General features: G+C 71.0%; 23 protein-coding genes. 4 read left to right on the top strand and 19 right to left on the bottom strand.

Annotation, left to right across the window (positions count from 1 at the left end; translation table 11 throughout):
• Positions 1 to 174 precede the first annotated feature (174 nt).
• The 7 genes from OQ968_RS23240 to OQ968_RS23210 form a co-directional block, all read right to left on the bottom strand.
• Positions 175 to 408 (bottom strand): hypothetical protein, encoded by a 234-nt coding sequence (locus OQ968_RS23240; RefSeq protein WP_324681846.1) that lies wholly within the window; start codon positions 406 to 408, stop codon positions 175 to 177.
• Between the two features lie 164 nt (positions 409 to 572).
• Positions 573 to 3419, bottom strand: coding sequence for an aminotransferase class I/II-fold pyridoxal phosphate-dependent enzyme (locus tag OQ968_RS23235; RefSeq protein WP_324681844.1), 2847 nt, complete (start codon positions 3417 to 3419; stop codon positions 573 to 575).
• Positions 3420 to 3507: 88 nt separating this feature from the next.
• Positions 3508 to 3897 carry an antitermination protein NusB gene (locus OQ968_RS23230; protein ID WP_324681842.1) on the bottom strand — a complete coding sequence of 130 codons (390 nt, stop codon included), beginning with the start codon at positions 3895 to 3897 and terminating at the stop codon, positions 3508 to 3510.
• The gene (nusB, locus tag OQ968_RS23225) at positions 3894 to 4379 is read right to left on the bottom strand and encodes a transcription antitermination factor NusB (RefSeq protein ID WP_324681841.1); all 486 of its coding nucleotides are present in this window, start codon (positions 4377 to 4379) and stop codon (positions 3894 to 3896) included. Before nusB ends, OQ968_RS23230 begins: the two co-directional genes overlap by 4 nt.
• Complete coding sequence (gene efp / locus OQ968_RS23220) at positions 4376 to 4939, bottom strand: elongation factor P (RefSeq protein WP_324681839.1); 564 nt, start codon at positions 4937 to 4939, stop codon at positions 4376 to 4378. The genes nusB and efp overlap by 4 nt, the downstream gene beginning before the upstream one ends.
• Positions 4940 to 5033: 94 nt before the next feature.
• On the bottom strand, positions 5034 to 5381 hold the full coding sequence (locus tag OQ968_RS23215; protein ID WP_324681838.1) for a hypothetical protein: 348 nt from the start codon (positions 5379 to 5381) through the stop codon (positions 5034 to 5036).
• Positions 5378 to 6514: a Xaa-Pro peptidase family protein gene (locus OQ968_RS23210; protein ID WP_324681837.1), complete on the bottom strand. Its 1137-nt coding sequence runs from the start codon at positions 6512 to 6514 to the stop codon at positions 5378 to 5380. The genes OQ968_RS23215 and OQ968_RS23210 overlap by 4 nt, the downstream gene beginning before the upstream one ends.
• A gap of 33 nt (positions 6515 to 6547) precedes the next feature.
• Between OQ968_RS23210 and OQ968_RS23205 the strand changes: the two genes are divergently transcribed.
• A complete protein-coding gene (locus OQ968_RS23205; protein ID WP_324681835.1) occupies positions 6548 to 7228 on the top strand; it encodes a B-4DMT family transporter in 681 nt (226 codons plus the stop codon).
• Between the two features lie 11 nt (positions 7229 to 7239).
• Here the strand turns inward: OQ968_RS23205 and aroQ are convergent, their stop codons facing one another.
• The 10 genes from aroQ to OQ968_RS23155 all read right to left on the bottom strand — a co-directional run bounded on the left by aroQ (position 7240) and on the right by OQ968_RS23155 (position 16832).
• Entirely contained in the window at positions 7240 to 7677 is a 438-nt protein-coding gene (gene aroQ, locus OQ968_RS23200) for a type II 3-dehydroquinate dehydratase (protein ID WP_420715991.1), read from the bottom strand.
• Positions 7677 to 8762: a 3-dehydroquinate synthase gene (gene aroB, locus OQ968_RS23195; RefSeq protein WP_324681834.1), complete on the bottom strand. Its 1086-nt coding sequence runs from the start codon at positions 8760 to 8762 to the stop codon at positions 7677 to 7679. The genes aroQ and aroB overlap by 1 nt, the downstream gene beginning before the upstream one ends.
• Positions 8759 to 9301, bottom strand: coding sequence for a shikimate kinase (locus tag OQ968_RS23190; protein ID WP_324681832.1), 543 nt, complete (start codon positions 9299 to 9301; stop codon positions 8759 to 8761). The genes aroB and OQ968_RS23190 overlap by 4 nt, the downstream gene beginning before the upstream one ends.
• The gene (gene aroC, locus OQ968_RS23185) at positions 9301 to 10512 is read right to left on the bottom strand and encodes a chorismate synthase (protein ID WP_324681830.1); all 1212 of its coding nucleotides are present in this window, start codon (positions 10510 to 10512) and stop codon (positions 9301 to 9303) included. Before aroC ends, OQ968_RS23190 begins: the two co-directional genes overlap by 1 nt.
• A gap of 106 nt (positions 10513 to 10618) precedes the next feature.
• Positions 10619 to 11035, bottom strand: coding sequence for an A24 family peptidase (locus OQ968_RS23180; RefSeq protein ID WP_324681910.1), 417 nt, complete (start codon positions 11033 to 11035; stop codon positions 10619 to 10621).
• A 19-nt stretch (positions 11036 to 11054) separates the two neighbouring features.
• On the bottom strand, positions 11055 to 11894 hold the full coding sequence (locus tag OQ968_RS23175) for a shikimate dehydrogenase (protein ID WP_324681829.1): 840 nt from the start codon (positions 11892 to 11894) through the stop codon (positions 11055 to 11057).
• Complete coding sequence (locus OQ968_RS23170) at positions 11872 to 13113, bottom strand: endolytic transglycosylase MltG (RefSeq protein WP_324681827.1); 1242 nt, start codon at positions 13111 to 13113, stop codon at positions 11872 to 11874. Before OQ968_RS23170 ends, OQ968_RS23175 begins: the two co-directional genes overlap by 23 nt.
• Positions 13106 to 13639 (bottom strand): Holliday junction resolvase RuvX, encoded by a 534-nt coding sequence (gene ruvX, locus OQ968_RS23165; RefSeq protein WP_324681825.1) that lies wholly within the window; start codon positions 13637 to 13639, stop codon positions 13106 to 13108. Before ruvX ends, OQ968_RS23170 begins: the two co-directional genes overlap by 8 nt.
• Complete coding sequence (alaS, locus tag OQ968_RS23160; protein WP_324681823.1) at positions 13640 to 16360, bottom strand: alanine--tRNA ligase; 2721 nt, start codon at positions 16358 to 16360, stop codon at positions 13640 to 13642. It lies immediately after the preceding gene.
• An 82-nt stretch (positions 16361 to 16442) separates the two neighbouring features.
• Positions 16443 to 16832, bottom strand: a complete 390-nt coding sequence (locus tag OQ968_RS23155; protein WP_324681908.1) for a secondary thiamine-phosphate synthase enzyme YjbQ — start codon at positions 16830 to 16832, stop codon at positions 16443 to 16445.
• 176 nt (positions 16833 to 17008) lie between these two features.
• Between OQ968_RS23155 and OQ968_RS23150 the strand changes: the two genes are divergently transcribed.
• Together OQ968_RS23150 and OQ968_RS23145 are read left to right on the top strand one after the other, a co-directional pair.
• Complete coding sequence (locus tag OQ968_RS23150; protein ID WP_324681821.1) at positions 17009 to 17629, top strand: antibiotic biosynthesis monooxygenase; 621 nt, start codon at positions 17009 to 17011, stop codon at positions 17627 to 17629.
• A gap of 141 nt (positions 17630 to 17770) precedes the next feature.
• Positions 17771 to 18394 (top strand): hypothetical protein, encoded by a 624-nt coding sequence (locus OQ968_RS23145; RefSeq protein WP_324681820.1) that lies wholly within the window; start codon positions 17771 to 17773, stop codon positions 18392 to 18394.
• Positions 18395 to 18476: 82 nt separating this feature from the next.
• On the opposite strand, the gene OQ968_RS23140 is transcribed toward OQ968_RS23145, so the two are convergent.
• Together OQ968_RS23140 and OQ968_RS23135 are read right to left on the bottom strand one after the other, a co-directional pair.
• Positions 18477 to 18812 carry a hypothetical protein gene (locus OQ968_RS23140; RefSeq protein WP_324681819.1) on the bottom strand — a complete coding sequence of 112 codons (336 nt, stop codon included), beginning with the start codon at positions 18810 to 18812 and terminating at the stop codon, positions 18477 to 18479.
• Complete coding sequence (locus tag OQ968_RS23135; RefSeq protein ID WP_324681906.1) at positions 18809 to 20167, bottom strand: replication-associated recombination protein A; 1359 nt, start codon at positions 20165 to 20167, stop codon at positions 18809 to 18811. The genes OQ968_RS23140 and OQ968_RS23135 overlap by 4 nt, the downstream gene beginning before the upstream one ends.
• A 142-nt stretch (positions 20168 to 20309) precedes the next feature.
• On the opposite strand from OQ968_RS23135, the gene OQ968_RS23130 reads away from it, so the two are divergent.
• Positions 20310 to 21386: a hypothetical protein gene (locus OQ968_RS23130; RefSeq protein WP_324681817.1), complete on the top strand. Its 1077-nt coding sequence runs from the start codon at positions 20310 to 20312 to the stop codon at positions 21384 to 21386.
• Positions 21387 to 21449 lie beyond the last annotated feature (63 nt).

Raw genomic sequence — 21449 nt, 5'->3', positions numbered from 1 at the left:
CACGCTAATGCAGCTCAGGGCGCGAACGGGCCGGCCAAATCGGGGGTTTGAGAGTCGGTCCGCGCATTGCGCCGGGCGGCGCTTCGCCACGACCAGCGGGAAATCCCGGCCCGTCGGGCTATTGCGCCACTTGCGCCGTGTCGCCGCGGTTGCGATCCGCGTGAGCGGAACTTGTCATGACGCCTTGGCGTACCTGCGAACCAGGTCGTTTTCCCCGAACGTGCTGGTGTGCTGCAGGCCCGCGTCGTCGCGGCCGAAAAACGTCCACTGCCGCGGGGTCGCCTGCGGCCCGCTGATCATCTTGACCCGGTAGCGCAGCGGGCCCGGACCCAGCGAGCCGATGATGTCACCGACCCGGATCTCCGACGGATGAATCTGCGCTGCGTCGTGCCAGTTCTGTATCGCCATGTCGCCTGCGACGCTCCCGTCTTGACCGGGAAACCGGCCGGATCACTCGAATCGGCGACGACATGACGTGGTGGTCAGATGCGAGGTATCGCCGATGTTTACCACCCTACCCGGGGCGTCCAGCACGAACGGGCTTTAGCGCGGTGTGCCGCCGCGGGCCCGGCTCACGCGTCCTTGGCGGCCGCCTGCACGACGGTGTCGCCGTTCGACGACCCGTTCGTGGCGGAGGCATCCGCCGACACCTCGAAGACCGGGAACGCGGAACCCACCGCGGCCGTCGCCGCGTTGCGCTGGGCCTCCATCCGGGCCAGCGCCTCCGGCGTGAACACCGACAGCCCGAGTTCGGGGTTGTACCCGTGGATCTCCTTCACGTCGAGCTGGGCCAGGAAATAGATGATCTCCTTGGAGACCACCTGACCCGGGACGAGCACCGGGAAGCCGGGCGGGTAGGGCACCACGAACGTGGTGGACACCAGCGTCTTGCCCTCGGCCAGTCGCCGGCCGGCGGTGCCGATCAGCACGTACTCGCGGTCCGACTCCTCGTAGCCCGCGTAGAAGGCCGTCCGCGTGTCGCCGAACGCGCAGGCGTCGACGGGACGGAACGCGATGTCGAACTCGCTGAAGTCGGGCAGGTGCGGCAGGTCCTCGGTGATCTCCTCGACGTGGCGGTCGTGCAGCGCCCAGTCGGCGGCGCTGGCGGCCTTCTGCAGGCGGTCGAGGTCGGTGGCCACCCGGCGCAGCACGTCGAGCAGGTAATGCACGCTCGACCAGGTCACCCCGATCGTGAAGATCAGCAGCACGCTGTTGATCGACGTCTTGTTGATCTGGATGCCGAAGCGGTCCATCAGGACCTTCTCCCGGAAGTCGTACCCGTTCATCCCGGTCTTGCCGACGAACAGCGTGACGCGCGTCGGATCCAGTACGAACTCGTCGGACCGCCACGCCTCGTTCCACTCGGCCTGCGCGCCCTGCACGACCTGACGGTACGAGCTGACATGGGAGGCCCGGAATTCGTCGGGCACCAGGTCGGACTCGTCGAGAATGCGGAACCACTTGCTGATCAACCGGTCCTTGCGAACGCGGCCCCGGAAGGTCAGCGCCATGTTGTAGACCTGCCGAACCAGCTGGAATCCCTCGATGTCCACCTGTCGGCGCGCCAGATCCAGCGACGCCAGCAGTTGCTGATTGGGCGAGGTCGACGTGTGGGTCAAGAACGCCTCACCGAACGCGTCGCGGGTGCGCGCATTGAAATCCTGGTCGCGCACGTGGATCATCGACGCCTGCCGCAGCGCCGACAGCGACTTGTGCGTGGAGTGCGTCGCATACACCCGGACCCGCGCGCAACCGGGGTCGGGCAGCAACCGGCGGTGCACCCACTCCGACCGATCGACGCCCTGCATCGATGCCGCCCACTTCCGGTATTCCGCAACGTATTCCGGCGACGACAACATCTGGTACAGGCGGTCGGCGGACACCATGGCGGTGCGCTGCCGGGCCCACGGCACGGCGGTGGCGAACGCGTACCACGCCTCGTCCCACAGGAAGCAGATGTCCGGCTTGATCGCCAGCACCTCCTCCATGACGCGGCGCGGGTTGTAGACGACGCCGTCGAAGGTGCAGTTGGTGAGCAACAGCATGCGCACCCGGTGCAGCTGCCCGGCCGCCTCCAGGTCCAGCAGCGTCTTCTTGATCGTCTCCAGCGACACCGCACCGTAAATGGCGAACTGCGGCAACGGATACGCGTCGAGGTACAGCGGATACGCGCCGGCCAGCACCAGGCCGTAGTGGTGGGACTTGTGGCAGTTGCGGTCGATCAGGACGATGTCGCCCGGCCGGGTCAGGGACTGCACGACGATCTTGTTCGCGGTCGACGTTCCGTTGGTGACGAAGTAGGTGTGCTCGGCGTTCCACGTCTTCGCGGCCTTGTCCATCGCCTTCTTGATGTTGCCGTGCGGGTCCAGCAGCGAGTCCAGGCCACCCGAGGTGGTCGAGGTCTCGGCCATGAAGATGTTGCGGCCGTAGAACTCTCCCATGTCCTGCAGCGACTTGGAGTTGAAGATGCTGGCGCCGCGCGCGACGGGAAGGGCGTGGAACTGACCGACCGGCGCCGCCGCGTAGGCGCGCAGCGCGTCGAAAAACGGTGTGGCGAACCGGTTCCGCAGGCCCGCGAGCACCGTGCTGTGCAGGTCGGTCACGTCGTTGAGCCGGTAGAACGTCCGGTCGTAGACGTCCTGCTCGTCGTCGTTGCCCGCCGCGATCGACTCGTCGGTGAGCAGATAAAGGTCGATGTGGGGCCGCAACTCGCGGATCCACTCGCCGCATTCGAGCCAGTCGTCGGCGCGATCGGTCACCGGCGCGGCGTCGTTGGGGCCGAGCAGCGTGTTCATCAGCGGCACCCGGTCGCGCGACCGCAGCGGCAGGTCGTGGCGGATGATCGCGGCCTGGATCTCGCCGTTCAGCGCGACCGCGGTGATGGCGTCCTCGACGCTGGGCACGACGAGCAGCTCGAACTGCACGTCGTCGGACGGGGAGCGCAGCGCCCGCAGGCATTCCGCCAGGCTGTCGGGCGCCGTCATCGGGGCGTCGTCGGCGAGCAACACGGTGTAGAACTGCTGCTGTTTGGCCTGGGCCACCAGCTCCTGGTCGGCCAACGGCGCGGCGGTGTCGAAAAGCCCTGCGCGGTCGCCGTATTCACACAGCAGCCGCGCCGCCAGCGACACCTCCTCGGACAGCCGCACCGTGGACTTGCTCTCGAGGTGCGCGCGGAAGGTGGCCAGGTTCTCCGCGCCGGGATACAGCCAGTACCGCTCGTAGGCGCCGATGCGGTCCATCAGGCGTTTCACCCGGGCCATGTCGTGGGCGATGTCCAGCCCGGCGAGGTCGACCTCGGCGAGGTGGCGGCAGGCGTCGTCGAGCAGGTTCCAGGTGTCCACGCGGGTATACGACGGGTTGGCCACGGCGGCCAGCGCGGAGACGCGAAGTCGTCGCGGATGGGCACTGTCTCGATTCATGTCGTCACCTTCCGCGGGATCCAGCAAGTATTGTCACCCGCCGGTGCCGCGCACGGAATCGTTTCGCCCAGGATTCGACGGCGCCGGGTCAGCCATCCAACTCGTCGTCGGCGTCGATCACCCGCCGGTTGGCGCGGGAGCTGTCGACCCAGCGCAGCCCCGGAAGCTCCCAGCGGCGGGCCGGCAGGTCGGTGACGTCGCTGAGCGAGCGCACCACCGCCTGCGTCAGCCCCATGATGGCGGCCATCACCGGCAACAGCGGCTGCAGCGGCTTGGCGGCCGTGCGCACGGTACTGATCCGGCGGGCCACGACCAGGCGCTCGATCGAGTGGTAGAGCCAGGCGCCGACGCCCAGCGCGTAGATCGAGAGCACCGACGCGACGATGGTCCAGCCGTAGGCGGCGCACACCACGGCGCCCAGCACCACCGTCGCGGCCAGGAGGGCCGCGACGAGGGCGCGCAGCTCCAGCCGGCTCATGCCTCGGGCCTGCCCAGCGCCCGGGCGGCGGCGCGGATCTGCGGCGTCACGAGCATGACCTGGCCCAGCACCCCGTTGACGAAGCCCGGCGACTCGTCGGTGGACAGCTCCTTGGCCAGCTGCACGGCCTCGTCGACGGCGACGGGCTCCGGCACGTCCGCGGCGTGCAGCAGCTCCCACACCGACACCCGCAGGATGGCGCGGTCTACGGCGGGCAGCCGGTCCAGCGTCCAGCCCTGCAAATGGGAGCTGATCAGGTCGTCGATGTGGGCGATCTGGTCCCCGACCCCGCGCACCACGGTCTGGGTGTAGGCCGGCAGCGGCGCCACGTCCGGGTTCGCCCCGGCCAGTTCGGCGCGGAGGTCGACGGCCTCGGCCGGGCTCAGGCCGCGGGCCTCGGCCTCGAACAACAGGTCGACGGCGCGCTTGCGGGCCTGATGGCGTCCCTTGACCGGGCGCGCGGGCCGGGCGGGCCCGCTCACGCGTTGACGCGCCCCAGGTAGCTGCCGTCGCGCGAGTCGACCTTCAGCTTGTCTCCGGTGTTGATGAACAGCGGCACCTGGATCTGCGCGCCGGTCTGCAGGGTGGCCGGCTTGGTGCCGGCGCTGGAGCGGTCGCCCTGCAGGCCCGGCTCGGTGTGGGTGACCTCCAGCTCCACCGACACCGGCAGCTCGATGTACAGCGGCGACCCGTCGTGGAACGCCACCTGCACCGGCATGCCCTCCAGCAGGAACCGCGCGGCGTCGCCCACCAGCGACTCCGGCAGGTGGTGCTGCTCGTAGTCCTCGCTGTCCATGAACACGAAGTCCGAGCCGTCGCGGTAGAGGTAGGTGGTGTCGCGCCGGTCCACGGTTGCGGTCTCCACCTTCACGCCGGCGTTGTAGGTCTTGTCGACGACCTTGCCGGAGAGCACGTTCTTCAGCTTGGTGCGCACGAAGGCCGGGCCCTTGCCGGGTTTGACGTGCTGGAACTCGGTGATGGTCCACAGCTGTCCGTCGATTACCAGGACGAGTCCGTTCTTGAAGTCGGCGGTGGTCGGCACGGTCGCTGAATCTCCTCGGGGATGGCCGGGTTGCTGTGGAACATCCTACGGGCGCACGAACTTTCCCCGCGCGGCCCGGGCGGTGAGCAGGCAGCTAGACGGGGGTCCACACGCCGTTGTTGAAGAATCCCCACTGACCCGACGTCGGGTTCCACATCAGGTGGGCCTGCGGCGCCCAGGCCGGTGGGGGCGGCGCCGGCGGCGCCCACGGCGGCGGGGGTCCCCAGGGTCCCCAGCCCGCCGGGGCGGGGCCCTGCCAGTCGTGGCACTGGTTCCAGTCCCAGTTGTAGTTGGTGCCCCAGGCCGGGTCCCACTGCTGGCCGGGGCACCAGTGGTTGGTGGGCGCCGGGGCTGCCTCCGCGATGCCGGCCGGCCCGAAGGCCGACACCGCCAGCCCGCCCGCCAGCGCGCCGGCGCACAGCCGAACCCACGTGTGCTTCATGTCAGGACCGCCAGTTCTTTGGGGAACCGGGTCAGCAGCTCCGGCGCGTGTCCGGCGGCCTCCGACCCCCTCGCCGTTCCGTCGGCCACCACCAGCGTGTCCTCGATGCGGACGCCGCCGCGGCCGGGCAGGTAGACGCCGGGCTCCACGGTCACCACGGAGCCCGCGAGCAGGGTGCCGGCGGAGGTGGCCCCGATTCCCGGCGCCTCGTGGATCTGCAGGCCCACGCCGTGCCCCAGGCCGTGGCCGAAATTCTCGCCGTAGCCGGCGTCGGCGATCAGCTGGCGCGCAGCGGCGTCCACCTCCCGCAGGCCGGCGCCGGGCCGCAACGCCTCCCGGCCGGCCCGCTGCGCATCGGCGACCAGCTGGTAGATCTCGCGCTGCCAAGCTGCGACTTTACCGGCCTTGGCGAGTACGAACGTGCGCGTCATGTCGGAGTGATAGCCGGCGACCAGCGCGCCGAAGTCGATCTTGACGAAATCGCCCGCGGCCAGCACGGCGTCGGTGGGCCGATGGTGCGGGATCGCCGAGTTGGGGCCCGCGGCCACGATCGTCTCGAACGAGATGCCGTCGGCGCCGTGGTCGAGCATCAGGGACTCCAGCTCCCGGCTCACCTCGCGCTCGGTGCGCCCGGGCCGCAGGCCGCCGCGCGCCACCAGGTCGTCGAGCGCGGCGTCGGCCGCCTCGCAGGCCAGCCGCAGCAGCGCCAGTTCGCCGGCATCCTTGACCTCGCGCAGCTTCTCGACGGTGCCGGCGGCCCGGACCAGCTCGGTCTGGCCGCCCCGTTCGTCCAGCTCACCCTTGAGCGCGTCGAAGCCGTCGACGGTGACCACGTTGCTTTCGAAGCCCAGCTTGCGCACCCCGCCGTCGGCGGCACGGCCGACCAGGTAGCGCCCGACGGCCCGCTCGATGGCGATCTCGAGATCAGGCGCCTGCTCCGCGGCCTGGGTGCGATACCGGCCGTCGGTGGCCAGAATCGGCACCCGATCGTCGGCGAAAACCAGCAACGCGCCGTTGGACCCGGAGAATCCCGACAGATACCGGACGTTGATCAGGTCTGTGACCAGCATCGCATCCAGCCCGCCGGCCACGATTTGCGATTTCAGATTTCCTCGACGCTGGGAATGTGTCACAGCCCTTGACGGTACTCGCTACGCTTTCCCCCCATGAGCAACTGGATGCTGCGCGGATTGGGCTTGGCCGCGCTAATGGTGATCGTTCGCTTGCTGCAGGGGGCGATGATCAACGCTTGGCAAGAGTGGGCGGCATGGATCAGCGTGGTGCTGCTGGTCCTGTTCGCCGCGTGCGCGGCCGTGTGGGGGGCGATCGACGGCCGGGCCGACGCCACGGCCACCCGCGATCCGGATCGTAGGCAGGACCTGGCGATGACCTGGCTGCTGGCCGGCCTGGTCGCGGGGATCGTCAGCGGGGCCGTGGCCTGGCTCATCTCCTTGGCCTACAAGGGGCTCTACACCGGGGGCCTGATCAACGAGGTGACGACGTTCGCGGCGTTCACCGCGCTCGTCGTGTTCCTGTCCGGCATCGTCGGGGTGACCTTCGGCCGCTGGCGGGTGGACCGGCAGTACGAGAAGGAGCCGGAGCGGCACCACGGCCTGGCCGCCAAGGGGCGCGACGGCGACACCGACGTGTTCACCGCCGTCCGCGGCGACGAAACCCCGACCGGCGAGATCCCGGCGGCCCGGACCGAGGAGCGGACCGCGCCGGTAGCCACCGCCGAGCGCGACGAACCCACCGAAACGATCCCGACGGCCCGCGACGACGACAAGACCGAGGTGATCCGCACCGACACCGACACCAGGCACGCGCGCGGGGAAGAAAAGGGATAGCCCTCAGCCGGTCAGTCGTTCACCGACGCCAGGTAGCGCAGGGCCAACAGGTAGCCCTGGACTCCCAGCCCGACGATCACCCCGGTCGCGACCGGGCTGATGTAGGAGTGGCGCCGGAACTCTTCGCGCGCATGCACATTGGAGATGTGCACCTCGATCAGGGGTGCGCGCAGCTCCGCGCAGGCGTCGCGCAACGCGACCGAGGTGTGGGTCAGCCCGCCGGCGTTGAGGATCACCGGCTCGCCCGCGTCGGCGGCCAGATGGATCCAGTCCAGCAGCTCGCCCTCGCTATCGCTTTGGCGCACAACGGCTTTGAGTCCGAGCCCGGCGGCCTCGCGCTCGATCAGCGCGGCCAGCTGGTCGTGGGTGGTGTCCCCGTAGACGTCGGGCTCGCGCCGGCCCAGCCGGCCCAGGTTCGGGCCGTTGAGGACATGCACCGTGACGGTCATCAGGCCTCCAGTCCCGCGTACGCGGCGGCCAGCAGCGACGGGTCGGGCCCCACCAACCGGCCCGGCTTGGCCAGCCCGTCGAGGACCACGAACCGAAGCACGCCGGCCCGCGACTTCTTGTCCCCCGCCATGTATTCCAGCAGCTGCGGCAACGCGTCGGCGTCGTAGCTGACCGGCAGGCCGAGCGAGCCCAGGATGGCGCGGTGGCGCTGCGCGGTGGCGTCGTCCAGGCGGCCGGCGAGCCGGGACAGCTCCGCGGCGAACACCAGGCCCACCGACACCGCGGCGCCGTGCCGCCACTGATAGCGCTCGCGGCGCTCGATCGCATGCCCCAAAGTGTGCCCGTAGTTCAGGATTTCGCGCAGCTCCGATTCCTTCTCGTCGGCGGCGACGACCTCGGCCTTGACGGTGATGGCGCGCCGGATCAGCTCGGGCAGCACCTCACCGGCCGGGTCCAGCGCCGCCCGCGGGTCGGCCTCGATCAGGTCGAGGATCACCGGGTCGGCGATGAACCCCGCCTTGACCACCTCGGCCATCCCGGCGGCGATCTCGTTGTGCGGCAACGTTTCCAGCGTCGCCAGGTCGACGAGGACGGCCAGCGGCTGGTGAAACGCGCCGACCAGGTTCTTGCCCGCGTCGGTGTTGATCCCGGTCTTGCCGCCGATCGCCGCGTCGACCATGCCGAGCAGCGTGGTGGGTACGTGCACGATGTCGACGCCGCGCAGCCAGGTGGCCGCCGCGAAGCCGGCGACGTCGGTGGCCGCGCCGCCGCCGAGGCTGACCAGCGCGTCCTTGCGACCGATCCCGATGCGGCCCAACACCTCCCAGATGAATCCCACCACGGGCAGGTCCTTGCCGGCCTCGGCATCGGGGATCTCGATGCGGTGCGCGTCAACACCCTTGTCCGCCAGGCGACTTCGCATCGCCTCGGCGGTCTGCGCCAGCACCGGCTGGTGCAGGATCGCGACCCGGTGCCGGTCACCGAGCAGCTTTTCGAGCTCGTCGAGCAGCCCGACACCGATCACCACCGGGTAGGGCGGGTCGACGGCCACCCGCACGGTGACCGGTTCGGTCGTATCGGTCATTTGGCGGCCGCCGGGCTGTTCTCGGGGACCTGCAACCGTGACAGGATCTGGCGGACCACCGCGCCCGGATTGCGGCGGTTGGTGTTGACCCGGATGGTCGCGACGCGCCGGTACAGCGGAATCCGCTGGGCCATCAGCGCTTTGAATTTCGAGTACTTCTCAGCCTCGTCTCCCCCGGCCAGCAGCGGCCGTACCGTGTTGCCGCCGGTGCGCCGCACCCCCTCCCGGGCGCTGATCTCCAGGTAGACGACGGTGTGGCCGGCGAGCGCCTCGCACACCCCGGGGCTGGTGACGGCCCCGCCGCCCAGCGACAGGACGCCGTCGTGCTCGGCCAGCGCCGCGCGCACCACCTCCTCCTCGATGCGACGGAACTCCCGTTCGCCGTCGGTGGCGAAGATGTCGGCGACGGTGCGGCCGGTGCGCTGCTCGATCGCCGCGTCGGTGTCGAGCAGGCCGACCCCGAGCGCCTTGGCCAGCCGCCGCCCGATGGTGGACTTGCCGGAGCCCGGCAATCCGACGAGCACCGCCTTCGGGGCCATCACGCCGTCCCCGACGCGTGGGTCGCCGGGGCCTCCCGGTCGGCGACCGCGCGCTGGTACGCCTCGATGTTGCGGCGGGTCTCGGCCAGCGAGTCGCCGCCGAACTTCTGCAGCACGGCGCGGGCGAGGACCAGCGCCACCATGGTCTCGACGACGACGCCGGCGGCCGGCACCGCGCACACGTCCGAGCGCTGGTGGATGGCGACGGCCTCGTCGCCGGTGGCCATGTCCACGGTGGCCAGCGCCCGCGGCACGGTGGAGATCGGCTTCATCGCGGCGCGCACCCGCAGCGGCTGGCCGTTGGTCATGCCGCCCTCGAGCCCGCCGGCCCGGTTGGTCGAGCGGACGACGCCGTCGGGCCCGGGGTACATCTCGTCGTGCGCGCGGCTGCCGCGGCGGCGGGCGGTTTCGAAGCCGTCGCCGATCTCGACGCCCTTGATCGCCTGGATGCCCATGACCGCGGCGGCGAGCTGGCCGTCCAGCCGGTTCTCTCCGCTGGTGAACGATCCCAGCCCGACCGGCAGGCCCAGCGCCACCACCTCCACCACGCCGCCGAGGGTGTCGCCGTCCTTCTTGGCGGCCTCGATCTCGGCGATCATGGCCTGCTCGGCGGCCTTGTCGAAGGCGCGGACCGGGCTGGCGTCGATGGCGGGCAGGTCTTCGGGTCGCGGTGGCGGGCCGTCGTAGGGCGCCGACGGTCCGATCGCGATGACGTGGGAGAGCACCTCGGCGCCCAGCGCCTGGCGCAGGAACGCCCGGGCGACCGTGCCCGCCGCGACGCGGGCCGCGGTCTCGCGGGCGCTGGCCCGCTCCAGCACCGGCCGGGCGTCGTCGAAGCCGTACTTGAGCATGCCGGCGTAGTCGGCGTGGCCGGGCCGCGGCCGGGTGAGCGGCGCGTTGCGGGCGATGTCCGCCAGCTCGGCCGGGTCGACGGGGTCGGCCGCCATCACCGTTTCCCACTTCGGCCATTCGGTGTTGCCGATCTCGATGGCGATGGGCCCGCCCAGGGTGACGCCGTGGCGCACTCCGGCGAGCACGGTCACCGCGTCGCGCTCGAACGCCATCCGGGCGCCGCGGCCGTAGCCGAGCCGACGGCGGGCCAGCTGGTCGGCGATCTCGGTGGAGGTGACCTCCACGCCAGCGACCATGCCCTCGAGCACGGCCACCAGCGCGCGGCCGTGGGATTCTCCGGCGGTGATCCAGCGCAACACCCGTCCATCTTCCCATGGGCCCGGCGGCCATCCGTTGACTCTGCGTCCACGGCGAAGAAGTTCGAGTAGCGGCCGCCATGGACGCAGAGTCAACGCCGGGTGGCCGTCAGAGGAAGGCCAACGCGACCGCGCCGGCGGCGGCCGCGCACATCGACGGGCCGTGCGGCACGGTGGGCACGCCCCGCGGCCGGAGCGCCAGCGCCGCCAGCGCGGTGAGCAGCGGCGCGGCCAGCGCCGCGCAGAACCACACGGCGACCCCGAAGCAGCCCGTCAGCGCGCCCAGGCCGATGGCCAGCTTGACGTCGCCGGCTCCCATCCCGGCCGGCGACACCAGGTGCACCAGCAGGTACAGCCCGGCCAGCGCCGCCGCCCCGGCCAGCGCGGGCGGCCCGCGGCCGGCGAGCGCGGCGGCCAGCAGGATGGCGCCCGCCCCAGGCAGCGTCAAGAGGTTCGGCAGCCGGCGCTCCCGGACGTCGTACCAGCTCAGGGCCGCCAGCCAGGCCAGCACCAGCGCAGCCGTCAGCGTCCGCATGCGCGGCACGCTAATCCAGTGCCTCCAACGCGCAAGTCATCGCCGCGCGCGGCGCCGGCAGCCCGGTGAACTGCTCGACCTGCGCGAACGCTTGGTGCAGCAACATCTGCAGGCCGCTGATCACTCGGCCCCCCGCCGCGGCCACCGCCGCGGCCAGCGGTGTGGGCCAGGGGTCGTAGACGGCGTCCAGCAGCACCGGGATCGCGGCGAACGTGTCCGCGTACCGCGCGGCCACGTCCGCCGGAATGGTGCTGACCAGCACCTCCGCGGCCGCCACCTCGTCGGCCAGCGCTTTGACATCTTGGTCGCCCAGCCGGCAGAACCGCGTCGGCACCCCGACCCGAGTTCCCAGCTCCGCCAGCCGGGCCGCCTTGCCCGGGTCGCGGGCCACGACGGTGATGGCGGGGACGCCGAGTTCGGCCAGGCCCACGATGGCCGCGGGCGCGGTGCCGCCCGATCCACACACCAGCGCCCGTCCAGTGGCGGACCCGAGCGCGCCGCTGACCCCGTCGACGTCGGTGTTGTCCGCGCGCCAGCCGCGCGCCGTGCGGACCAGGGTGTTGGCCGAGCCGACCAGCGCCGCGCGTTCGGTGCGCTCGTCGGCGAACCGCAGGGCGGCGAACTTGCCCGGGCTGGTCACCGACACGCCGACCCACTCGGGCCCGAAACCGCCGACCACAGACGGCAGCTCCTCGGCGCCGCACTCGATGCGCTCGTAGGTCCAGCCGTGCAGGCCCAGCGCGCGGTAGGCGGCCAGGTGCAGCTGCGGGGACTTCGAATGCGCGACCGGCGAGCCGAGCACGGCCGCCCTCCGCGGAGGCCCCGCGCTAGCGGGCGCTGTCGAGGACACCGTTGCGCTTAGCCAGCTCGATGTTGGCCAGATGCTGCTGATAGTCCCTGGTGAACAGCGTCGTCCCCTGGGCGTCGATGGTGACGAAGTACAGCCAGTCCCCCGGCTGGGGGTGCTCGGCGGCGTGCAGCCCGTCGGCCCCGGGCGAACAGATCGCGGTGGCCGGCAGGCCCGGGGACACGTAGGTGTTCCACGGGGTCTTCTGGGCGCGGTCGGCGTCGGTGGTGGCCACCTCGCGGCGGTCCAGCGGGTAGTTCACCGTCGAGTCGAACTCCAGCGTGTGGCGCGCCTGCAGCCGGTTGTAGATGACCTGCGCGACCTTCGGGAAGTCCTGCGAGTTGGCCTCCTGCTGCACCAGCGACGCCACCACCAGGATGTCGTAGGGCGACAGGTGCATGGACTGGGCGGTGTCCACCAACCCGGATTTGGTGTATTCCGCGGCCCCGGCGCCGATGAGGTCCGCCAGGATGGTCTGGGCCGACGCCGAGGGGTCGACGTTGAACGTCCCGGGTGCGATCAGGCCCTCGAGCCGGCGATGGTCCCTGCCCAGCTCGGTGACCGGCTCGACGGCCCAGGGCGGCACCGACAGCGCGCCGGGCGGGCTGTTGCCGGCCGCCGCGCGCAGGTCGTCGACCGAGACGCAGCGCTTGGTGCCGTCGAGGTCCACGCAGGTGGCCCGGGAGATCAGGCTGAGGATGCCCGGGTTCACCACGTTGGTCTTCATGTCGGTGGTGTCGTCGAGCTGGCGTCCCTCCGGGATCACCAGCCGCCCGACCCGGTTGTTCGGGTCGGCCAGCCGCGCGACGGCGTTGGCGGCCGGGATCTCGGTGCGCATCCGGTAGAAGCCGGGCTGGATGGAGTTGATCTTGCTGTTGCCGTGCGCGGCGTTGACGAATGCCCGGACGGTGGCGACGACGCCCTGGTTGTGCAGCGTCTCGCCGACCGCGGTGGTCGAGTCGCCGTCCTGGATCTGGATCACGATGTCGTGCTTGCCGTCGCCGGTGTAGTCGTCGCCGGCGCCGAACATCACGTGCCACAGTTTGGAGCCGAGGAAGACGGCGGCCACCACGATCACGACCAGCACGCCGGCGGCGATCCGGCCGGCGTAGCGCCGCCGCTTGCGGCCCTGTTCGGCCCGGATCCGTTCCACCCGGCTCATCCTGCGCCGGGGCGGCCCGACGGCCTCGGGCTCGGCGCGCCGCCGCCCGCTGTCAACCATCGGTGGCGTCCCCCGCCGCGGGCTCGGCCCGGGTGGCCCGGCGCTGGTCGAGCCAGCTCTGCAGGATCGCCACCGCGGCCGCCTGGTCGATCACCGCCCGCTGCTCCCTGGCCCGCATCCCCGCCGCCCGCAGCGACCGCTGGGCGCTGACGGTGGTTAGCCGCTCGTCGGCGAGCCGCACCGGCGTGGGGGCGACCCGCCGGGCCAGCGCCTCGGCGAGGTCGATCGCGTCCTGGGCCGACGGGCCGGTGCGGTCGGCCAGCGTCCGCGGCAGCCCGACGATCACCTCGACGGCCCCCAGTTCGGCGGCGAGCTCGGCCAGCCGGCGCAGGTGCCGGCCGGAGCGGTCGCGGCGCACGGTCTCGACCGGGGTGGCCAGGATGCCGTCGGGATCGCTGCAGGCGACACCGATCCGCACGCTGCCCACGTCGACGCCGAGGCTTCTGCCGGGTCGGGTCCCCCGACCCGGATTGTCCCGTTCGGGGTCGCCGGGCCGGTCGGGCAAGCGATGCTGTGTCGAGACCACTCAACCGACCCGCGCTATCGCGGCGATCTGGGAACGGACCGCGTCGAGCGCCGCGTCGATGCCGGCCGGATCCTTGCCCGAGCCCTGCGCCAGGTCGGGCTTGCCGCCGCCGCGGCCGTCGACGGCCATGGCGAGCTGCTTGACCAGGTCGTTGGCCCGGATCCCCAGGTCCTGGGCGGCGGGATTGGCGGCCACCGCGTACGGCACGCTCTTGCTCTCGCCCGCCGAGTTGTCGGTGATCAGCGCGACCACCGCCGGGTCGCCGCCCAGCTTGCCGCGGATGTCGCCGACAAGGGAGCGCAGGTCGGCGGCGGTCATTCCGCTCGACATCCGCTGCGCCACCACCCGAACGTTACCGATGCGGTCCGCGCCGGCCGCGGCGTTGGTCGCGGCGGCCCGCGCGCCCGCCAGCCGGGCGCGTTCGAGCTCCTTCTCCGCGGCCTTGAGCCGGTCGACGAGGTTGGCCACCCGGGCGGGCACCTCCTCCGACGGCACCTTCAGCGACGACGCCAGCCCGGCCATCAGCGCCCGCTCCTTGGCCAGGTGCCGGAACGAATCCAGCCCGACGTAGGCCTCCACCCGGCGGACCCCGGAACCGATCGACGATTCGCCCAGGATCGTCACCGGGCCGATCTGCGCCGAGTTGTGCACGTGGGTGCCGCCGCACAGCTCCAGCGAGAACGGCCCGCCGATCTCCACCACCCGCACCTCGTCGGGGTAGCTCTCGCCGAACAGCGCGATGGCCCCCATCGCCTTGGCCTTGTCGAGCTGCTCGGTGAACGTGTGCACCTCGAAGTCGGCCTGCACGGCCTGGTTGGTGACCTCCTCGATCTGGGTGCGCTGCTCCTCGGTGAGCGGCCCCTGCCAGTTGAAGTCGAAGCGCAGGTAGCCCGGGCGGTTCAGCGAGCCCGCCTGAACGGCGTTGGGCCCCAGCACTTGTCGCAGCGCCGCATGCACCATGTGGGTGCCCGAGTGCCCCTGGGTGGCGCCCCGGCGCCATCCCGGATCCACCGCCGCGACCACGGTGTCGCCCTCGACGAATTCCCCGGACTCGACGTTGACCCGGTGCACCCAAAGGGTTTTCGCGATCTTCTGCACGTCGGTGACCGCCGCGCGGGCGGCCTCGTTGGCGCCGGTTCCGCTGATGGAGCCCTCGTCGGCGATCTGGCCGCCCGATTCGGCGTAGAGCGGGGTGCGGTCCAGCACCAGCTCGACGCGGTCGGCGCCGTCGGTGCCGTGCGCGATCACCGGGACCCGCTTGCCGTCCGCGAAGATGCCCAGAATCCTTGCCTCCGAGGCCAACTCGTCGAACCCGGTGAACTCGGTGGGTCCCGCGTCGACCAGCTCCCGGTAGGCGCTCAGGTCGGCGTGCGCGTGCTTGCGCGCCGCGGCGTCGGCCTTGGCGCGGCGGCGCTGCTCGGCCATCAGTTCGCGGAAGCCGATCTCGTCGACTTTCAGGCCGGCCTCGGCGGCCATCTCCAGGGTGAGCTCGATCGGGAAGCCGTAGGTGTCGTGCAGGGTGAAAGCGTCCGAGCCGGAAACCACCTTGGCGCCCGCCGCTTTGGTGGCGGTGGCCACCTCGTCGAACAGCTTCGAGCCCGACGCCAGCGTGCGGTTGAACGCGGTCTCCTCGGCGACGGCGATGCGCCTGATCCGGTCGAAGTCGGCGACGAGCTCGGGGTACGACGGGCCCATCGCGTCGCGCACGGTGACCATCAGGTCGCCGACGATCGGGCCGTCGATGTCCAGCAGCTTGGCCGAGCGGATCACCCGGCGCAGCAGCCGGCGCAGCACGTACCCGCGCCCGTCGTTGCCGGGGCTGACCCCGTCGCCGATCAGGATCGCCGCGGTGCGGCTGTGGTCGGCGATGATGCGGTAGCGCACGTCGTCGTCGTGGTTGCCGGCGTCATAGGGACGGGGGGCGCGCGCCGCGACGGTGTCGATGACGGGCCGCAGCAGGTCGGTTTCGTAGACGTTGTGCACGCCCTGCAGCACGAACGCGACCCGCTCGACGCCCATGCCGGTGTCGATGTTCTTGCGGGGCAACGGCCCCAGGATCTCGAAGTCCGTCTTGCCGGTGCCCTCGCCGCGCTCGCTCTGCATGAACACCAGGTTCCACAGCTCGACGTAGCGGTCCTCGTTGACGATCGGGCCGCCGCCGGGCCCGAACTCGGGCCCGCGGTCGTAGTAGATCTCCGACGACGGGCCGCACGGGCCGGGGATGCCCATCGACCAGTAGTTGTCGGCCATGCCGCGGCGCTGGACGCGTTCCTCCGGCAGGCCGGCGACCTCCTGCCACAGCCGGGCGGCCTCGTCGTCGTCGAAATACACTGTGGCCCAGAGTCTTTCGGGGTCCAGTCCGTATCCCCCGTCGACTTCGTCGTCTATGGGGTTGGTCAGCAGGGACCAGGCCAGCTCGATGGCCTCGCGCTTGAAGTAGTCGCCGAACGAGAAGTTGCCGGCCATCTGGAAGAAGGTGTTGTGCCGGGTGGTGACGCCCACCTCGTCGATATCCGGAGTGCGAATGCACTTCTGGATGCTGGTGGCCCTGGTGTACGGCGGGGTGCGCTGCCCCAGGAAGAACGGCACGAATTGGACCATGCCGGCGTTGACGAACAGCAGGTTGGGGTCGTCGAGGATCACCGACGCGCTGGGCACCTCGGTGTGACCCGCGTTCACGAAATGATCAAGGAACCGCTTCCTGATCTCGTGTGTCTGCACTTGCGTTCGCTTCTTCCCGTTTGTGATTGCCGTCGACTCCCAGCCTATTCGCCCGGATATTGGAAGGCCGTCCGCCTGGTCGTCAGCCCTCCAGGAAGCTCAGCCGCACCGACCGCCGCGGATTGTCCCGGTTGAGGTCCACCAGCACGACGCTTTGCCAGGTTCCCAGCAGCGGCTCACCGGCGGAGACGGGCACGGTCACCGACGGCGCGACGATCGCCGGCAACACGTGGTCGGCGCCGTGGCCCTCGGAGCCGTGCGCGTGCCGGTAGCGGTCGTCGCGCGGCAGCAGCCGTTCCAGCGTGTCGATCAGGTCGTCGTCGGAGCCCGCGCCGGTCTCGATGATCGCCACCCCCGCCGTCGCGTGCGGGACGAACACGTTGCACAGGCCGTCGCCGCAGCTGAAGCAGAACCTGCGGACCGCGTCGGTGAGATCCACGATGCGGCGCCGCGCGGTGTTCACATCCAGCACATCCGTATGCACCCGGTCAAGCCTACGGTGGGGCGGCTGGGGGCGGCCAATCGTTTGGTGGGCGCCGCTCGCAGCGCCATTGACATCGCCATTGCGGGCGCCGACCGGCAGGAGGAAGGTAGTGCTTGGACCGGTGGCGCCACCGGGGCGCTGCCCCGAAAAAGAGGGGGTGGATCGTGTACGCACGCTCTACCACAATCCAGGCGCAACCCTCGTCCATCGACGCCGGAATTGCGCATGTTCGCGACGAGGTCATGCCGGCGCTGCAAGGCATGCCGGGGTGCGTCGGCGTATCCCTCATGGTCGACCGTCGCTCCGGCCGGTGCATCGCCACCAGCGCCTGGGAAAGCGACGAGGCCATGCGCGCCAGCTACGACACCGTGACGCCGATACGTGATCGGGCCGCCGAAATGTTCGGTGGCACGGCCGATGTCGAGCAGTGGGAAATCGCCGCGCTGCACCGTGACCACCGCGCGCCCGACGCTGCGGGCGTGCGGGCGACCTGGGTCAGGGTGCCGCCGGAACAGATGGACCAGGGCATCGAGTACTACAAGTCGTCCGTGCTGCCCAGGCTCGAGGACCTCGACGGGTTCTGCAGTGCCAGCCTGCTGGTCGACCGCGCGTCCGGGCGCGCGGTGTCTTCCGCGACGTTCGACAGCCTCGACGCGATGCAGCGGAACAGGGACCGGGCGACCGAACTGAAGAACGAGTCGATGCGCGAGGCGGGCGCCGAGGAACTCGACGAATGCGAGTTCGAGCTGGTGCTGGCGCATCTGCGGGTACCCGAGCTGGCCTGATGTCACGGCGGTGGACGGGCCGGCCGAACGCCGGTCCGGGTGCGCGTCGTGCCCATTGCGGCCGATAACCGGGAGGAGGAAGGTATCTGGTGGGACCGGTGGCGCCGCCGGGGCGCCGCCCCGACACAGAAGGGGTCGATCGTGTACGCACGCTCTACCACCATCCAGGCGCAACCCCTGTCGGTCGACATCGGAATTGCGCACGTTCGCGATGTCGTCATGCCCGCCCTGCAGGAGATGGCCGGGTGTGTCGGGGTGTCGCTGTTGGTTGATCGCCAGTCCGGCAAATGCATCGCCACCAGCGCGTGGGAATCCATCGAGGCGATGCGCTCCAGCGCCGAGCGGGTGGCGCCCATCCGGGACCGCGCCGCGCTGATGTTCGACGGCAGCGCCCGCGTCGAGGAGTGGGAAATCGCGCTGCTGCACCGCGACCACCGCTCCCAGGCCGGGGCGTGCGTGCGGGCCACCTGGCTCAAGGTGGTGCCGGACCAGCTCAACCGGTCGCTGGACTTCTATCGGACCGCGGTGCTTCCCGAGATGGAGCGCCTCGACGGCTTCTGCAGCGCCAGCCTGATGGTCGACCACCCGGCGTGCCGGCGGGCGGTGTCGTGCTCGACGTTCGACAGCCTGGAGGCGATGGCCCGCAACCGCGACCGCGCGACCGAGCTGCGCAGCCGGCGGGTGCGGGATCTGGGCGCCGAGGTGATCGACGTCGCCGAGTTCGAGCTGGCCATCGCCGGCCTGCGGGTGCCGGAGCTAGTCTGAGCTACGACTTCCACCGAGATCGACGCCAGCGCGAATTCTTCTCGCACTTTTCCGCGCTCGCGTCGATTTCGGCGTCGAACAGCTAGGGCAGCGAATCCCCCGGGAACCCGATGCAGGGGTGCACCTCGTAGGTGAAGGTCCCGGCGGCCACGCCCGGGTCGCCGTCCACGATGGCCGTGGTGGCCTCGACCGTCGCCGCGAACACCCCGACGCCGCAGACGTCGGACTCGTCGGTGACCCGCAGGACCACCGCGAGCACGCCGTCGTCGCGCAGGGCGAAGTTGCGCCGCCCGTGCTCCCAGACGATGGACGGCGTCGTGTCGTCGGCGTAGTTGGGTCCCCGCTTGAGGATGACGACGCTGTAGGGCTTGGCGCCGGACAGCAGCGTGCCCATCTCCTCGTCGGTGAACGTCTTCATGGCCGCCTCCCTTTCTTGCGGATGATCGCCCGCAGCCGCTCCAGACGACCGGCCATCTCCCGCTCACCGCCGCGGCCGGTGGGCCGATAATAGTCGACGTCCGCCAACTCGTCGGGCGGATATTGTTGTGCCACAACGCCATCCGGGTCGTCGTGGGAGTATTTGTAGCCCTGCGCGTGGCCCAGCCCCGCCGCGCCCGAGTAGTGCCCATCACGCAGATGGGCCGGCACCAGGCCGGCCTTGCCGGACTTGACGTCGTCCATCGCCGCGGCCAGCGCGGTGGTGACCGCGTTGGACTTGGGCGCGGTGGCCAGGTGGATTGTGGCGTGCGCCAGGGTCAGCTGCGCCTCGGGCATGCCGATCAGCGCCACCGTCTGGGCGGCGGCAACCGCGGTCTGCAGCGCCGTCGGGTCGGCCATGCCGATGTCCTCGCTGGCCAGGATCAGCAGCCTTCGCGCGACGAACCGGGGATCCTCCCCGGCCACCAGCATGCGGGCCAGGTAGTGCAGCGCGGCGTCGACGTCGGAGCCACGCACCGACTTGATGAAGGCGCTGATGACGTCGTAGTGCTGGTCGCCGTCGCGGTCGTAGCGCACCGCGGCCTTGTCCAGGGACTGCTCGATGGCCTCGACGGTGACCGGCTCGCCCTGCACCGCTTCGGCGGCGACCTCGAGCGCGGTCAGGGCGCGCCGGGCGTCGCCGGCGGCCAGCTGCACCAGCAGGTCGACGGCATCCGGCCGCACCACCACCCGCCCGCCCAGGCCGCGGGGGTCGTCGATCGCCCGCTGCACCACCGTGCGGATGTCGTCGGACGTGAGCGGCCGCAACTGCAGGATCAGCGACCGCGACAGGAGCGGCGCGACGACCGAGAACGACGGGTTCTCCGTCGTCGCGGCCACCAGCAGCACGATCCGGTTCTCCACCGCCGACAGCAGGGCATCCTGCTGCGTCTTGGAGAAGCGGTGCACCTCGTCGATGAACAGAACCGTCTGCTCGCCGGAAACTACGCCGAAACGGGCTTTTTCGATGACGGCGCGCACGTCCTTGACGCCGGCCGACAGCGCCGACAGGGCCTCGAACCGGCGGCCGGTCGCCTGCGAGATCAGCGCGGCCAGCGTCGTCTTCCCGCTGCCGGGCGGGCCGTACAGGATGGCCGACGCCACGCCCGACCCCTCGACCAGGCGGCGCAGCGGCGATCCGGACGCCAGCAAATGATCCTGCCCGACGACCTCGTCCAGCGACGCCGGGCGCATCCGCACCGCCAGCGGCGCGCCGGCGGACGCGCTCAGCTCATGGTTGGTCGCCTGCGCCGCGCCGGGCAGGTCGAACAGACCGTCGGACACGGCTTCAGGAATACCACGAGAAGCCGACGACCGCGCCCGCCGCAGGCGGGGGCGACGCACGGCGAACAGCCCTCGCCCCGTAGCCGCATATTTGTTAAGTTCCCCGAAGTTCAGTGCGCGTGCCCACGAAGCGAATCCGACAGCTAGGACGGCAATGAGCCAGCCCCCCGAGCAGCCACCCAACCCACCCGAGCCGCAGGGCGCCGACAACCCCCCGGGCTACCCGCCCCCGCCCCCACCGCCGCCGGGCTACGGACCGCCGCCCGGGTCTCCTCCCCCGCCGCCCGGCTACGGACCGCCGCCCGGCTATGGACCACCGCCGGGCCCGCCCGCGGGACCGCCGCCCGGCTACCCGCCGCCCGGTCCCCCGCCGCCCGGCTATGGCGCGCCTCCGCCGCCGCCCGGCCCCCCTCCCGGATACGCCCCGCCCGGGCCGCAGTTCAATGTCGGCGAGGCGGTGAGCTGGGCGTGGAACAAGTTCGCCCAGAACGCCGTCGCGTTCATCGTGCCGGTCCTGGCGTACGCGTTGGTGTTGGTGGTGTTCGGCCTTGTCGCGGGCCTGCTGCCCTGGCTGTTCGGCCAGCGCTCGTACGGCACCTACATCGATGCCGACGGCAACACCGGCAGCACCGCCTTCGTCAGCTTCGGCGCCACCTCGTACGCCGTGATGATCGTCGGCTGCGTTCTGCTCTTCGTCACGGGGATCTACATGCGCGCCGCGCTGGCGTCCGGCTGCCTGGACGTCGCCGACGGCAAGCCGGTGACCGTCGCAACGTTCTTCAGGCCGCGCAATCTCGGCGGGGTGTTCCTGACCGTGATACTGGTCGGGATCGGCGTCGCGATCGGAATGATCTTCTGCTTCGTCCCCGGGCTCATCTTCGCGTTCCTCGCGCAGTTCGCCATCCCGTTCGCCGTCGACCGGTCCACCTCGCCGGTCGACTCGATCAAGGGCAGCATCGCGACCGCCCGGTCGAACGTCGGGGGCGCCCTGCTGTCGTGGCTCGTGCAATTCGCGGTCGCGGTGGCCGGTGAATTGCTGTTCTGGATCGGCCTTGTCGTCGCCATCCCGATCGCCGTGCTGATCCAGATCTACACCTACCGCAAGCTTTCCGGCGGTCAGGTCGCCGCGGTGGAACAGCCGAGCTATCCGCCGGCCTACCAGCCGGGCCCGTTCGCCGGCCCGCCGCCGGGACCACATCCCGAACAGCAGCCGGAACCGCGGCCCGAATAGCCCCCGCGTAACCGGGCGGTTAGGGCCGCAGCCGCGTGCGCTGCGCCGCCGCGGCTCTTGTGG

This window comes from Mycobacterium sp. 663a-19 (genome assembly GCF_035616495.1).
Taxonomy (GTDB): Bacteria; Actinomycetota; Actinomycetes; order Mycobacteriales; family Mycobacteriaceae; genus Mycobacterium.
The sequence above is the reverse complement of the archived record's forward strand: the minus strand, read 5'-3'. Positions and strand labels throughout refer to the sequence as shown.

Coding starts and splice junctions, on each gene's coding strand:
- aroQ (WP_420715991.1), bottom strand. CDS start 7,677: ATGACCGTCACGGTGCATGTCCTCAACGGCCCGAACCTGGGCCGGCTG.
- OQ968_RS23205 (WP_324681835.1), top strand. CDS start 6,548: ATGAGCAACTGGATGCTGCGCGGATTGGGCTTGGCCGCGCTAATGGTG.
- OQ968_RS23140 (WP_324681819.1), bottom strand. CDS start 18,812: ATGAAGACGTTCACCGACGAGGAGATGGGCACGCTGCTGTCCGGCGCC.
- aroB (WP_324681834.1), bottom strand. CDS start 8,762: ATGACCGATACGACCGAACCGGTCACCGTGCGGGTGGCCGTCGACCCG.
- OQ968_RS23230 (WP_324681842.1), bottom strand. CDS start 3,897: ATGAGCCGGCTGGAGCTGCGCGCCCTCGTCGCGGCCCTCCTGGCCGCG.
- OQ968_RS23130 (WP_324681817.1), top strand. CDS start 20,310: ATGAGCCAGCCCCCCGAGCAGCCACCCAACCCACCCGAGCCGCAGGGC.
- OQ968_RS23235 (WP_324681844.1), bottom strand. CDS start 3,419: ATGAATCGAGACAGTGCCCATCCGCGACGACTTCGCGTCTCCGCGCTG.
- OQ968_RS23190 (WP_324681832.1), bottom strand. CDS start 9,301: ATGGCCCCGAAGGCGGTGCTCGTCGGATTGCCGGGCTCCGGCAAGTCC.
- OQ968_RS23240 (WP_324681846.1), bottom strand. CDS start 408: ATGGCGATACAGAACTGGCACGACGCAGCGCAGATTCATCCGTCGGAG.
- OQ968_RS23170 (WP_324681827.1), bottom strand. CDS start 13,113: ATGGTTGACAGCGGGCGGCGGCGCGCCGAGCCCGAGGCCGTCGGGCCG.
- OQ968_RS23215 (WP_324681838.1), bottom strand. CDS start 5,381: ATGAAGCACACGTGGGTTCGGCTGTGCGCCGGCGCGCTGGCGGGCGGG.